Source organism: Arachnia propionica (assembly GCF_037055325.1).
Classification (GTDB): Bacteria; Actinomycetota; Actinomycetes; order Propionibacteriales; family Propionibacteriaceae; genus Arachnia.
In genome coordinates this window covers 3,068,789-3,081,512 of sequence record NZ_CP146373.1, presented here as the reverse complement: position 1 = coordinate 3,081,512, position 12,724 = coordinate 3,068,789, and the positions used below count along the sequence as shown (strand labels likewise).

The following is a 12,724-nucleotide window of genomic DNA, read 5'->3' as shown; positions in this document are numbered from 1 at the left end:
GGTTCGCGGGCCGGGTGGTGTCACCATGTGATGGGGACTTCGTCGAGGTTGTTGGTTTGGAAGGTTTCGGTGAGGGCGTCGACGACTTGTTGTGCGGGCCAGGTGTCGGGCACTTTGATGAGGGTGCCGTTGCCGAGGCGTGCGGTGGTCAAACCTTCCGCGTGGGTGGCGATGGTTCCGACCCAGTCGTTGATCCACACCCGATACCCGAACGAGATCTTCCAGCCGCCTCGGCGGGTCATCATGAGGATGGTCATTTCCTGGCCGGTGACGAATGCGGGGTCGAAAGCTATGACGGCGGCGTGAATCGATGCATCCCACAATTCACCCGCCGAAGCATGCTCCGAGTGATAGAAATCCTGTGAAAACTTGGGCGAAGCGATTCGTTCGATGAGCCGCTCCGTGCCAGCTCGCACATTGAAATCGGTGTTCAAAGAGTCAGTGCCGTTGAGTAAGGTGATGCTGTATCCGGCGCCGCGGCTGATTTTGCCTTCCTCGGTCTTTACCGGCTCTTCGCAGATGAGTGGGTAGCTGGCTGAGCGCGTCGGTGCCGGGATGAGGGTCGAGGCCTTCCGATGATGGAAGTTCTCACACTGACCATCTGTTGGAAGACCTCGACGTGCTCCATGCTACCTTCGTGACCCCTGACCTGACTGTGTTCTGCCGTCTCGACGAGCTCGGCCTCGTGGCCGTCGGCCAGCGGCTGGCCCCGGATCGGGCGGTGATCGAGTGCCGGGTCGCTGAACCAGATCCGTGGTGCCGGGGCTGCGGCAGCAGGGCGCTCTCCCGCGGGACGGACACGCGACAGCTCGCGCATGAGCCGTTCGGGTACCGCCCGACCATGCTGCTGGTCCGCGTCCGCCGATACAAGTGTTTTGGGTGCGGGCGCTCCTGGCGCGAGGACCTCACTGCTGCGGCGGCGGAGCGGGCGAAGCTGTCTCGTCGCGGGATGCGGTGGGCGCTGGAAGGGATCGTGATCGACCACCTCACTGTGTCCCGGGTCGCCGCAGGGCTGGGGGTGTCCTGGCACACGGCCAATGATGCGGTCCTCGCCGAGGGACGCCGCGTGCTCATCGATGACCCCGGCCGGTTCGACGGGGTTCGGGTGCTCGGCGTCGACGAGCACGTCTGGCGCCACACGAGGTCCGGGGACAAGTACGTCACCGTCATCATCGACCTCACCCCGGTGCGTGAGAAGACGGGCCCCTCGCGGCTGCTGGACATGGTCGAGGGGCGCTCCAAGAGCGTATTCAAGACCTGGCTCGCCGCCCGAGTCCAGGGTTGGCGGGACGGGGTCGAGGTCGTCACGATGGACGGGTTCACCGGGTTCAAGACCGCCGCCAGCGAGGAGCTGCCCGACGCGGTGACGGTGATAGATCCATTCCACGTCGTCCGTCTTGCCGGCGACGCGCTGGACCAGTGCCGTCGCCGGATCCAGCGCGACGTATTCGGGCGGCGGGGCCGGAAGGACGATCCGCTATACAAGGCCCGCCGCACCCTCCACACCGGCGCCGGCCTGCTCACCGAGAAGCAGCAGACACGCCTGAAAGCACTGTTCGCCGACGAGCAGCATGTCGAGGTCGAGGCGAGCTGGGGCATCTACCAGCGGATGGTCACCGCCTACCGGGAACCCGACCGCAAACTCGGAAAGTTCCTCATGCAGTCCGTCATCGACTCGCTGACCACTAGTGTCCCAAACCGGCTCGTCGAGCTGCGCCGCCTCGGCCGCACCCTGAAGCAGCGCGCCGCCGACATCCTCGCGTTCTTCGACCGCCCCGGCACCAGCAACGGCCCCACGGAGGCAATCAACGGCCGCCTCGAGCACCTCCGCGGATCGGCCTTGGGGTTCCGGAACCTGACGAACTACATCGCCCGGTCGCTGCTTGAGACCAGCGGCTTCAGGAACCACCTACACCCTCATTTGCGATGAGCCTCTTTACCGCATTGTTCTTCACCACTGTGACCAAGTCTTCCTCGGTGCCGTCCCATTCGCCCTCCAGTGGTTCCCAGGGGCCCGTCTCAAGTCGGGTGGAGAATTCTTTCATGAAACGCATGGACATGCGGGCGATGTCTTCCGGTGTTTCGCTGAGGCGTGTCCAACACGCATACACGGAAATGTCATCGAGATCGTGGGTCATGTTCGTGGTTACCTTTCAGGAGTGTAGATCACATCAACGCCATAGATTTTCTCCTTCGCCAAGATGCTGGTGATGGTGTTGGCTTCTTTTCTGGTGGGGATGTGTTGTTTGAGTGTGGTGGTTACTCGTAGTAGCGGGCTCCTTGTGGAGTGTAGAAGGTGAACAATACCAAGGATCGTGTGCGGACGATCTTCAGTATGCAGCTGGCCGGATGGGTCCATGTCATCAAAGACTTTTGGCCATGCTCTGTCTTGGCTGGGTTCCCCCAAGTCTCTGTGCCGACTTTTGCATAGCTAGCAAACAGATCATTCAACTCTATTTCAGAATCTCGGTTTTCCGTTTTAGTTCTAGCTAATGGAAAATGAATCTTTCGAACTTCCTCTTCGCTTGTCTTTCCAACAAAAACGCGTTCGGAATAATTCGGGAGAGTGATGGCCAGCACCTGTTTACCGTCAAAGATGGTCCAACCGAACTCGCCTGTCGCGATTGTTGCGAATTCCTCGGTGGTCATGGGCCAGGGGAGGCCTGTGAGGCGGTTGGCCCATGTGGTGAATTCTTCGGTGGTCAGTGCGGGCATGGTGTGCCTTGTTTCCCCTCTAGGGGGTGTGGGGCGGTGTCACCATGTGATGGGGACTTCGTCGAGGTTGTTGGCTTGGAAAGTGGTGGTGAGGGCGTCGACGACTTGTTGTGCGGGCCAGGTGTCGGGCACTTTGATGAGGGTGCCGTTGCCGAGGCGTTCGGTGGTCAAACCTTCCGCGTGGGTGGCGATGGTTCCGACCCAGTCGTTGATCCACACCCGATACCCGAACGGGATCTTCCATCTGCCTCGGCGGGTCATGCGAAGAACGGCTCGTTCCTGGCCGGTGACGAATGCGGGATCGAAGGCGGTGACGGCGGCGTGAACCGATGCGTCCCACAATTCACCCGCCGACGCATGCTCCGAGTGGTAATACTTCTGTGTGAAGCAAGGTGAGGCGACTTGTTCGAAGAGTTGGTCCTCGCCGGCGGAAACATTGAAGTGGGTGTTCAAAGGGCCGCGGTCATTGTTCAATGTTGTGCTGTATCCGGCGCCGCGGCTGATTTTGCCTTCCTCGGTCTTTACCGCATTGTTCTTCACCACTGTGACCAAGTCTTCCTCGGTGCCGTCCCATTCGCCCTCCAGTGGTTCCCAGGGGCCCGTCTTGATTCGGGTGGAGAATTCTTTCATGAAATGCATGGACATGCGGGCGATGTCTTCCGGGGTTTCGTTGAGGCGTGTCCAACACCCGCGTGTGGAAATGTCATCGAGATCGTGGGTCATGTTCGTGGTCACCTTTCAGGAGTGTAGATCACATCAACGTCGTAGATACCTTCGTCTTCCAGGATCCTGCTGATGGCGTCGGCTCCTTCTCTGGAGGAGATGTGCCATTCCAGTTTAGCACCGGGGGGAAGTACCCTGCGTTGCCTCTTCGCCTCATCAATCAGCTGTTGTTGCATGCCTTTGGTGTGGGTGGGGTCGTAGTAGACGCGTTGGTATCCGCGTTTCGCGTCGAGGTAGACCTCTTGTGGGGGTTGTCCCCGCCACGTGCGCCCGTCGATACGCACAGGTTCGCCATTTGAGTCGTAGCGTGTGTATTCGGGCATTTCGCCTTTGTTGTTGCGTTTCCAGCCGGTGATTTGTTCCTGGTATTTCAACCAGTTTTCTATTTTCGGGTTCTCCTTGCCGTTGGTGTTGCCTCGGTTCACGTGTTCCACGCCTGGTGTTCCGGTGGCTCGGTTGTGGGTTTCGGGCGGGGTGTGTGGATGGGGGTCTCCGGGAGCCAGGCCATCACCAGAGGAGTAGGTCTTCCCTACCGCTGGATCGTAGTCGGGGAACGCGACAGGTTTCCCTGCACGCCCGTAGCCGTCGCCTTTGTTCCAGGCACTCCAATCCTTGGTGGCTGGGTCGTAGCGCATCTCCCAGCCGCGTCCTCGTCCATCACGGGTGGTCTCTACGAGTGGTTCCCCGGTACGCGGGTCAACATGTTCCCCCTTCACTGGGTCGAATGCGTTGTCGTAGGCGTGTTTCACATCCGCGTCGGTGTAGTCGACTCCGAATCTTTCTTTGGCCTGGCCCGGGCGTAGTGTGTTTGGAATCTCTTTGCCATCCCAGGTTTCCACGGTGGGTGGATCAGGCAACTTCGACGCATCAGGGCTGGTGTTCTGTCCTGTAGGAGACGACCCGTCACCAGCCTGGGATGGGTGTTCCGGGCTGGTGGGATGGTCGGGATCAGTGGAGTGGCTGGGTTTGGTGGGTGGGTTGTGGTTGTTGGTTGGTGTGGAATCGCCGTCATGTACGTGGGGGTTCCCGCGACTGGAGGGGCCGGTGTGTTCCTGGTCGTGGTGGGTGTGTGGGGTGTCCCCGTTATTGTTCCTGGTTGTTGGGGTTGATAGATCCTTTGGGTGGGGGTGTTCGGGGTTCTTCCCGCTGGTAGGGGATTCCGTATCGCCGTTGCTGGTGGGGTTGTTTTCTGGGTTGTGGTGGGGTCGTGGTTTCTCGATCAGCGGGTCAGGACGTGGACCGCTGCTGGTGTTCACGTGGGGCTGCTGGCTAGCGCCACTATGACCTGCACCACCACTGCCTGCACTGGAACCACTGCTTGTGCCGGCATGACTTGCACCGCTGCCTGCACCAGACCCGTGGCCGGTGCTGGCGTGACCGGAACCACTGCCCACAGTAGAGCCGCTGCCGGTGCCCGTGCCGCTGCCGGTGCTGGCGTGACTGGAACCGCTGCCGGTGCTGGTGGCGCCCGTACCGTTTCCTGTGCTGTTGGTGCTGCCATGGCCTGCGCCACTACTGCCTGTGGTGCCCGTACCGGAGCCTGTACTGGCATGACCGGAACCGGTGCCTGCACCGGTGCCGCTACCTGTACCGGCGTGGCCGGAACCGGTGCCGGTGCTGGTGGTGCCCGTGCCGTTACCCGACCCGCTGCCTGTGCCGGTGCTGGTGTTTGTGCTGCTGGCACCCGTACTGTTTCCGGTGCTGGTGCCGGCGTGACTGGCACCGGTGCCCGCACCGGTGCTGGTGCCGGTGGTGGGGTTGTTGGCATCCAGGTTGTTCAAACCGTGGAGGGGGTTGAGTCTCGGCCCGCGCGGGTTGACCGGGGCCTGGAAATCGGGTCCCGGCCCTGAAGACTTCGACACACCACCCACACCCCCGCCGCCGTTGCTGCTGCTGCTGGTGGTGTGTGGGGGAGCGCCGCCGTGACCACTGGGGGTGTGTCCGCTGGGAGTGAGCGGCCCCGGTTTCACTGGCCCCGGTGCTGCTGTGTCGGTGAGGTCAATAGAGGTTTTGGAACGAAGTTTCTGGATTTGTTCCAATCCCAGATCAACAACCTTGACTCCGCCTCGGATCAGCCACCCACCACCGGGAAGTGCGTAGTCCGCGGCACGCGTGGCCAGGTTCAACGTTGTCAGTGCCGCAGCACCCAATTTGGTACCACCGATAACACCCTTGACCGGCCCGGCGCCAGGAATACGAGCAGAAGCAATATTGAGCACAGACTCAGTCACGGCGGCCACGGCACCGTCTTTCTTCCACTTATGGAATCCGTCTCTACCCTCAAGGTGAGCATCCAAATCAAAACCCACCATCCCCGAGACAGCCTTCGCTACGACCTTGTAACGATCCGCCACCCACTGGGCCCCATCTCTACCCCCAAGAAGCGTCACCCCAGCCGCGACCACAGGATTCTTCGCCACCCACACCGACAACGCGAAATCCCCAACCCCCACCCACGCGTTACTAGCGTTCTCCCACGACCACGACCCATCCGCACCGATCCCAGCCATGGCCTTGAAACCGTCCCAGGTGTTCTTCGCGAAGCTCTGCACCCCGTGACCCACCGATTCCGCACAGTGTACGGTTCTTCTCCACCGGCGCGCCCCAGGGCATCATCTCCCCGGACTGCATGAGCGCATCCGCCGAGATCCCCTCCACCGCGGGCAGCTCTACCCCATCCAGCAACCCATTAATCGTATTCGCGCACGCCGCAGCCGCTGTGGTGAGAGTCTCCACCACCTTCGCGTAACGCCCCAACAACGCGTTGTTACGATCCACCACCTCCTGATGATCCCGCCACGTATCCCCATACTCCGACAACGTGGCGCTACGAAACGAAGCAGCCTCCTCCTCCAACGCCTCAAGCTCACCCTTGACCGGTTCTATCGCACCAGCGAAATCATCCAACGCACTAGAAGCCTTCTCAAACTTCGTCTTAATCGTCTCCGACGCCGTCGCCGCCGGAGCCATCAACCCATACGCCTGCTCCGCTTCCGGAGCCACATACACAGCCGGTAAACCATTCCACAACCCAACAATCGCATCCATCCGAGAATCAATCGTTTGTCCCATGGACTTCAGTTTCCCGGACGCGGACCTCACATTCTCCGCATTAATATCCTTACTCTTACACGGAAACGCCTCCGGCATCACCAACCCGTCACCCGACTGCGGCTGCTCACCCATCACACACCACTTTCTTGTTTAGCCGGAAATGATCCACTGTTCGATCCTTTCGAGCCCGTCGACCGGTTTCATGGAATTCATGTAATGGCTCAGCAGCCTCGCGCACCCACCTCGCCAACACTCCACATCCTCTGATTCCGTGGATGAGGACAGTTCCAGTGCCACCGGGGCGTCACTCCTCGTTGTGAACTTCACCGCGAAGCACCCCTTCCGGAAGAACAATTCCTCACGCACGAAAAATTGAGGTCCCCATACCCTTACCCACCACGTCGCCACCCCACAACCACCTTTGAAGCATCAAATACAAGCTGCGTCCCGCCGATTCAGCTCAAACGTCCCCGAAAAGCGACAACGCCCCGCTTCTCCATGTCCTCGCAACAAGTCAAGTCATCCAAAAGGATGACATCCTGCGATAACCGCGATCAATTCGATGTCATCGGTGTTCTCCTCCATGGCGGGCGAGATGTGCACCGGAGATCCTGGATACGAGCCGGTTCGGTTCCGAGACGTCGGTGGAGCCGGACATCAACCGAGGCGCCAGGAGTCGACTTCGAGTTGGCCGTGGCTGTTGCCACCGGTTGCGACCACGGTGCCGTCGACGCGAAGCCCCACGGTGTGGGTCGTGCCGGCTGCCACGGCACGACGAACTGGCACGGCGACCTCCTTCGCGACCGGTTCCCGGGAATCCTTCCGGCGTCAGAAAAGAATAAAGAACCCGGCAGGGCCCCTGCGGCTCTTCGGTGGTTGAGAAGAGGTGGGTGGGCTTCGCAGGAGCGGCCCTGCCGGGTTCGGTCTCACACGGGGAGGAGGCCCATCGATCTGACCTCCTCCGCCTCAGCTTTCAGTTCGTCGACAGAGACATTGACGCGACTTCTCGCGAAAGCGTTGAGCGGCAGACCCTGGACGATCTCCCACTCTCCACTGTGACAGCGTACCGGGAACGACGAGACCAGGCCCGCCGGGACCCCGTAAGAGCCGTCGCTGACCACCGCCATCGACGTCCAGTCGCTCTTGGGGGTGCCGAGCAGCCAGTCGCGGACGTGATCGATGGTGGCGTTGGCAGCCGATGCCGCGCTCGAACGTCCCCGGGCCGCGATCACCGCGGCCCCGCGCTTGGCGACGGTGGGGAGGAAGTCGAAGGCGATCCAGGCGTCGTCGGCGATCCACTGGTCCGCCGGTTTCCCGCAGATGCGGGCGTTGAAGGCGTCCGCGTACTGCGTGGCCGAATGGTTGCCCCAGATCGTCACGTTCGTCACATCAGCCACCGGCCTGCGGGCCTTCGCCGCCAGCTGTGCGCGGGCCCGGTTGTGGTCGAGCCGCGTCAGGGCGGTGAACCTCGAAGCGGGAATCCCGTCGGCGTGCCGGGAGGCGATCAGCGCGTTCGTGTTCGCCGGGTTTCCCGTGACCACCACCCGCACATCCGAGGCCGCCGAGGCCGCCAGGGCCCGGCCCTGCGCGGCGAAGATGGCGGCGTTGGCTTCCAGCAGGTCGGCGCGTTCCATGCCCGCGCTGCGCGGCGACGCTCCCACCAGCATCGCGACGTTCGCCCCGTCGAAGGCCACCGCGGGATCGTCGGTGACCTCGATGCCCTTCAGCTGCGGGAAGGCGCAGTCGAGCAGTTCCATCGCCACCCCGTCGAGGGCCTTCACAGCCGCCGGTACTTCCAGCAGTCGCAATTCGACGGGCTCGTCGCCCAGCAGATCGCCCGAGGCCAGCCGGTAGACCAGCGCGTAGCCGATCTGCCCGGCTGCTCCCGTTATCGCGATTCGTCTGGTCATGGCGGCTCAGCGGACGTTCAGGTCGCCGACGAGCACGCAGCGACGTTTCCGGGTGAAGCTGCGAGCCGACGTGAGACCCTCGCCGGTGGGTCCGGCGATGGTGAACGTCGGGTAGCCCTCGCCGCCGATCCCGATGCCGTTGTACGACGGGCCGTTCTTCACGAAGATCGTGGTCTGGATCAGCTTGCCCATCTTCGTCAGCTTGCTGACGTTGAGGCTGTGCATCACCGCGGTGTGGCGGTTGCCGTGCTCCAGTTCGACGGCCAGGTCGATGGCGGCGTCCACGTCCGGCACCCGCACCAGCCCGAGCACCGGCATCATCAGCTCGTGCACCACGAACGGGTGGGTGGCGCTGGCCTCGCACACGATCAGCCGCACCCCGGGCGGCGGGGTGACGCCAATGGCCTCCAAGATCTTCGCTGCCGGTTTGCCCACCCACTCGGTGCGCGGCTTGTCGCCATTGACCAGCAGCTTCTCCAGCTCCGCGACCTCGGAGGCCGTCACCTCGTAGGCGCCGTGCTTGATCATGCAGAACTTCAGCATGTCGGCGATCGAATCGACCGCGATGATCTCCTTCTCCGCGGTGCAGGGCAGGTTGTTGTCGAAGCTGGCGCCGTCGACGATGCACTTCGCGGCGTGCTCAATGTCGGCGGTCTCGTCGACGACGGCAGGCGGGTTGCCCGCGCCCGCGCCGATCGCCTTCTTGCCGGAGCTCAGCACCGCCTTGACGATGCCCGGACCCCCGGTAGCCACCAGCATCCGGACCTTCGGATGGGCCATCATCGCGTTGGTGTTCTCCAACGACGGCGCGGTGACCGTCACCACGAGATTGTCGGGGGCGCCGGCGGCGCGCAGCGCCCGGTTGATGCGACGCACCTGCCAGCACGACAGCTTGGCGACCCGCGGATGCGGGCTGAACACGACGGCGTTGCCGGCGGCCAGCATCCCGATGGAGTTGCAGGTGATGGTTTCGGTGGGGTTGGTGGTGGGGGTGATAGCCCCGATCACGCCGTAAGGCGAGTACTCGATGGTGGTCAGGCCGTCGTCGCCGGACCACGCCTCCGTGACGAGATCCTCCACCCCGGGGGTCTCGGCAGCCGCCACCTTGTTCTTCAGGTACTTGTGGCCGACATCACCCATCCCGGACTGCGCCACGGCCTGCTCCGACATGTAGTCGAGAGCCTCGGGGGCCAGCATCGCTTCACGGATGGCCGCGACGTAGCGGCGCCGGTCGGCCATCGAATGGGTCAGGTATTCGCGCTGCGCCAGGTGGGCGGCCTCCACCGCAGAATCCATGTCGGCGAACACCCCATCACCCGGGGCTTCCTGCTGCGTCGCGGGCGCCTCGGCCTGGTTGCCGTTGCCGGGGAGCATGGCCGCGAGGACCTCGCGGATGGTCGCTTCCAGCTGTGCCGGATCTATCTTCATTACTGCTCTCCTATCGTGTTCCAGTCCTGCAGCGCGCAGGTCGCGATGTCCACGTCCTGTTCAGCGGTGCCACCCGAAATTCCGATGGCTCCTGCCAGTTCCCCGTCGACATGGACGGGCACCCCTCCGCCGAACAGGACCACACGGCCGGAGTTGGTGTCGGCCAGACCGGGGAAGGGACCGTCCTCGGTGGCCAGGGGGCCGAGCGTCGCTGTCGGTGCCTGGAAGGCCACGGCGCTCCACGCCTTGTTGATCGCGACCTCTGTGGCCGCGAGCAGCGCACCCTCGATGCGGTGCAGCAGCATCAGGTTCCCGCCCGCGTCCGCGGCTGCGATCACGACGGGCACACCCAGCTCGGCGCTGCGTGCCTCCGCCCGTTCGGCGATCCGTTTGGCCGCGGCGAGATCGAATCGACGGGCCGGCATTCGACTGGGGGAGGGTGTCGAGGCGGACTGCTCGCCCGTGGGCTCGCCGTCCGGTGATGAGGGGGATCCGAGGACCTTGGCGACGGCGTCTCGGACGATGCGTTCGATCTCCTCGTCGCGCCAGGTCTCGGCCAGCCTGGCCAGGGAGTAGACGGCGTCGGAGAGACGGTTGAGGTATGTGATCAGCTCGGGGCGCACCGGTTCGGTCTCGGCCAGGGTCAGCACCCGCCGTTCCGCGCGACGCACCACGGTGCGGGCCTGGTGGAAAGCCCCCGACCGGTCGTCGCGGCCCGGCACCACGAACTCCCGCTGCGGCCCCGTGACGGCCAGGCAGTCGTCGATGAGATGCTCCAGGTCGGTGATGTCGCCGGTGTTGATCTTGTTCGCGAGGATCGCCGCGCCCTCGGGGTCGCTGGCCAGTTCGGCGGCCAGCACGAACAGCCGCTGCTGCACGTCGTGGACGCGACGCCGCCACTGGCCGGCGGGCAGCATCGCCTTCGCCGCCCCGAGCGCTGCGTTGGCCTCGTCGACGGTGCCGTAGGCCTCCACACGCAGGCTCTGCTTGGGCACCCGGGAGCCCCCGAACAGCCCGGTGTCACCCTTGTCGCCGGTGCGCGTGTACACGTGTGGCATGACGGTCAGTCCTCCACCTCGACCACGTCGACGATGCCGACGATGGTCGCGTCCAGGGGCGCTTGTTGCCGGCTCGCAGCGAACCGGGCAGAGCTGCCCTTCGTGATGATGACCGTCTCACCGGTTCCGGCGCCGACGGTGTCCACCGCGACCTCCTGGTTACCGACGGCGGTGCCGTCGGAGTGGACGCGCTGAATCAGCAGCAGTTTGAAACCGACGAGGCGTTCGTCCTTGCTGGTGGAGACCACCGTGCCGACCACCTTGGCCAGGTACATCTCAACTCCTCCTCGTGATCGTGATGTCCGCCGACGCCGCTGCCTCGCGGGCCAGGTCGGTGATGATCGCCTTGCGGTGCACGCTCAGCCGCGACCCCGGAGCCAGGGAACGGATCGCGGATTCGGTGACCACGCGCGCGGTGCAGTGCACCGCCTCGCCCGCGCCCGCGACCTCCCCGACGACCCGGTCGAGGGTTTCCGCGGTCGCCAGGTGCACCCCGAAGGATGTCAGGGCGGCGAGGTTCTCACGCAGCATCGCCGCGTAGCCCGACGGCATCTGCGGGAACCAGCCGCGTTTGTCCGCCGAGTCGGGACAAGCGGCGTTGGTGGCCACAACCACCGGTTTGTTGGTCATGATGAACTCGGCCACCACGTTGCTGGCCAGGCAGTCGCCGATGCCGTGGGCGACCTTCGCGGCCAGGTTCGCGGTGAGGGTGGGGACGATGAGCAGGTCGTGGGCCTGCACCAGCGACGTCTCGACCGGGGTCATGCCCAGGGCCGCGATGCGTTCCTGGTCCAGGATGCGGGAGGCCGACTCGGTCTGTCGCCAGTCGAGGTTGACGTGTGCCGAGGTCCGTTTCAGCGACTCCAGGGCCGCGTCGAAACCGAGCAGGGCACCGGAGAACAGCACCAGCGCGTTGGGTTTGCCCGTGGCCGGGGTTTCCTGCCGGGGTTGTTCAGCGAGCACGTCGCGCACGATCCTGGTGATCAGCTCCCGCAGCTGTTCCTCGTTCATCTGGCACTCCTCATGGCCGCCCCCAGCGGGGTGGGGAAAAGGGGTTCCTCGGGCCGGTCGACCGTGACTCCGAGGATCTTCTCGAACACTGTAGGAGCCTCGGGCAAGGAGGCGGAACCACCTACCAGATACACCGTGCCCGGGTCGGTGCCGCCGAGCGCCCGCTCAGCGATGGTGGCCATCTTCTCCAGGGTGGGACGCACCACCGGGAAGACGGTGTGGACGTTGGCGGGGTCGCACTTGAACGCCTCGGCCTCGTCGTAGTCCATCCCGAGTGCCCCCGACAGCACCAGCGTCATGTGGTGGCCGCCGGTGGCTTCGTCGGTGGAGAAGTCGACCACCCCGTCACGCAGCCGCGACACCCCGGTGGTGCCGTGGCCGATGTCGATGATGGTGCCGTCGGTCACGCCGAGGGCCCGGGCCGCGGCAACGGGCTCGTCGACCACCTCGCACGGGGTGAGTTCGCAGGCGTCGAGCACGTTGGTGAACACCTTCACGGTGCCTTCGCTGATCCCGGGTGGGATGGTGACGGCGGCCTCGGTGAAGGTGTGGCCCAGCCTGTCCTGGATCTCCGCGAGGATCTCCCGGACGTTGGTGACGGCCCCCAGCCAGTCGACGACGATGCCGTCGCGCACCACGTTCGCGTGTCGCCAACCTCCCGTGACGGGCCGGTTGCTGCTGTCGACCACGGCCAACACGATGTTGGCCGTTCCCAGGTCGACGGCGAGCCGCAGCCCGCTGCGCTTGGCGTTCTTGTGTGCGACCTTCCCGGTTCGCACGAGCTCCGCGAATCGGTTGATTCTGGTCTGGGGGTTCGTCGTCATC

14 protein-coding genes are annotated in these 12,724 nt (G+C 64.0%); 1 reads left to right on the top strand and 13 read right to left on the bottom strand.

Translation table 11 applies throughout. The features are described 5' to 3' along the window. Nucleotides 1-20 precede the first annotated feature (20 nt). A complete protein-coding gene (locus V7R84_RS14300) occupies nt 21-434 on the bottom strand; it encodes a hypothetical protein (protein ID WP_338570222.1) in 414 nt (137 codons plus the stop codon). Between the two features lie 185 nt (nt 435-619). On the opposite strand from V7R84_RS14300, the gene V7R84_RS14295 reads away from it, so the two are divergent. Continuing rightward, nucleotides 620-1,930, top strand: coding sequence for an ISL3 family transposase (locus tag V7R84_RS14295; RefSeq protein WP_338570219.1), 1,311 nt, complete (start codon nt 620-622; stop codon nt 1,928-1,930). On the opposite strand, the gene V7R84_RS14290 is transcribed toward V7R84_RS14295, so the two are convergent. The 12 genes from V7R84_RS14290 to eutJ form a co-directional block, all read right to left on the bottom strand. Next, nucleotides 1,899-2,138: a hypothetical protein gene (locus V7R84_RS14290; RefSeq protein ID WP_338570214.1), complete on the bottom strand. Its 240-nt coding sequence runs from the start codon at nt 2,136-2,138 to the stop codon at nt 1,899-1,901. The genes V7R84_RS14295 and V7R84_RS14290 overlap by 32 nt on opposite strands. Before the next feature lie 121 nt (nt 2,139-2,259). Further along, nucleotides 2,260-2,715: a DUF6301 family protein gene (locus V7R84_RS14285; protein WP_338570212.1), complete on the bottom strand. Its 456-nt coding sequence runs from the start codon at nt 2,713-2,715 to the stop codon at nt 2,260-2,262. Between the two features lie 39 nt (nt 2,716-2,754). Further along, the gene (locus V7R84_RS14280) at nt 2,755-3,450 is read right to left on the bottom strand and encodes a hypothetical protein (protein WP_338570210.1); all 696 of its coding nucleotides are present in this window, start codon (nt 3,448-3,450) and stop codon (nt 2,755-2,757) included. Then, nucleotides 3,447-5,990: a Tox-REase-5 domain-containing protein gene (locus V7R84_RS14275; RefSeq protein WP_338570209.1), complete on the bottom strand. Its 2,544-nt coding sequence runs from the start codon at nt 5,988-5,990 to the stop codon at nt 3,447-3,449. The genes V7R84_RS14280 and V7R84_RS14275 overlap by 4 nt, the downstream gene beginning before the upstream one ends. After that, nucleotides 5,902-6,510, bottom strand: a complete 609-nt coding sequence (locus V7R84_RS14270; RefSeq protein WP_338570207.1) for a hypothetical protein — start codon at nt 6,508-6,510, stop codon at nt 5,902-5,904. Before V7R84_RS14270 ends, V7R84_RS14275 begins: the two co-directional genes overlap by 89 nt. Before the next feature lie 639 nt (nt 6,511-7,149). Beyond that, nucleotides 7,150-7,278 (bottom strand): RCC1 domain-containing protein, encoded by a 129-nt coding sequence (locus tag V7R84_RS14265; RefSeq protein WP_338570206.1) that lies wholly within the window; start codon nt 7,276-7,278, stop codon nt 7,150-7,152. A gap of 140 nt (nt 7,279-7,418) precedes the next feature. Further along, nucleotides 7,419-8,402 carry a malate dehydrogenase gene (locus V7R84_RS14260; RefSeq protein WP_338570204.1) on the bottom strand — a complete coding sequence of 328 codons (984 nt, stop codon included), beginning with the start codon at nt 8,400-8,402 and terminating at the stop codon, nt 7,419-7,421. A 6-nt stretch (nt 8,403-8,408) separates the two neighbouring features. After that, nucleotides 8,409-9,830, bottom strand: coding sequence for an aldehyde dehydrogenase family protein (locus V7R84_RS14255; RefSeq protein WP_338570202.1), 1,422 nt, complete (start codon nt 9,828-9,830; stop codon nt 8,409-8,411). Continuing rightward, nucleotides 9,830-10,888 carry a cob(I)yrinic acid a,c-diamide adenosyltransferase gene (locus V7R84_RS14250; RefSeq protein ID WP_338570198.1) on the bottom strand — a complete coding sequence of 353 codons (1,059 nt, stop codon included), beginning with the start codon at nt 10,886-10,888 and terminating at the stop codon, nt 9,830-9,832. Before V7R84_RS14250 ends, V7R84_RS14255 begins: the two co-directional genes overlap by 1 nt. Before the next feature lie 5 nt (nt 10,889-10,893). Then, a complete protein-coding gene (locus V7R84_RS14245; protein ID WP_338570194.1) occupies nt 10,894-11,163 on the bottom strand; it encodes a EutN/CcmL family microcompartment protein in 270 nt (89 codons plus the stop codon). A 1-nt stretch (nt 11,164) separates the two neighbouring features. After that, nucleotides 11,165-11,899: a flavoprotein gene (locus tag V7R84_RS14240; protein ID WP_338570192.1), complete on the bottom strand. Its 735-nt coding sequence runs from the start codon at nt 11,897-11,899 to the stop codon at nt 11,165-11,167. Then, nucleotides 11,896-12,723, bottom strand: coding sequence for an ethanolamine utilization protein EutJ (gene eutJ, locus V7R84_RS14235; RefSeq protein WP_338570189.1), 828 nt, complete (start codon nt 12,721-12,723; stop codon nt 11,896-11,898). Before eutJ ends, V7R84_RS14240 begins: the two co-directional genes overlap by 4 nt. Nucleotide 12,724: the final 1 nt, after the last annotated feature.

Bases quoted from the DNA above. Each gene is read 5' to 3' on its own strand.
- V7R84_RS14290 (WP_338570214.1), bottom strand. From the start codon at position 2,138: ATGACCCACGATCTCGATGACATTTCCGTGTATGCGTGTTGGACACGC.
- V7R84_RS14285 (WP_338570212.1), bottom strand. From the start codon at position 2,715: ATGCCCGCACTGACCACCGAAGAATTCACCACATGGGCCAACCGCCTC.
- V7R84_RS14270 (WP_338570207.1), bottom strand. From the start codon at position 6,510: ATGGGACAAACGATTGATTCTCGGATGGATGCGATTGTTGGGTTGTGG.
- V7R84_RS14260 (WP_338570204.1), bottom strand. From the start codon at position 8,402: ATGACCAGACGAATCGCGATAACGGGAGCAGCCGGGCAGATCGGCTAC.
- V7R84_RS14255 (WP_338570202.1), bottom strand. From the start codon at position 9,830: ATGAAGATAGATCCGGCACAGCTGGAAGCGACCATCCGCGAGGTCCTC.
- V7R84_RS14250 (WP_338570198.1), bottom strand. From the start codon at position 10,888: ATGCCACACGTGTACACGCGCACCGGCGACAAGGGTGACACCGGGCTG.
- V7R84_RS14245 (WP_338570194.1), bottom strand. From the start codon at position 11,163: ATGTACCTGGCCAAGGTGGTCGGCACGGTGGTCTCCACCAGCAAGGAC.
- V7R84_RS14240 (WP_338570192.1), bottom strand. From the start codon at position 11,899: ATGAACGAGGAACAGCTGCGGGAGCTGATCACCAGGATCGTGCGCGAC.
- eutJ (WP_338570189.1), bottom strand. From the start codon at position 12,723: ATGACGACGAACCCCCAGACCAGAATCAACCGATTCGCGGAGCTCGTG.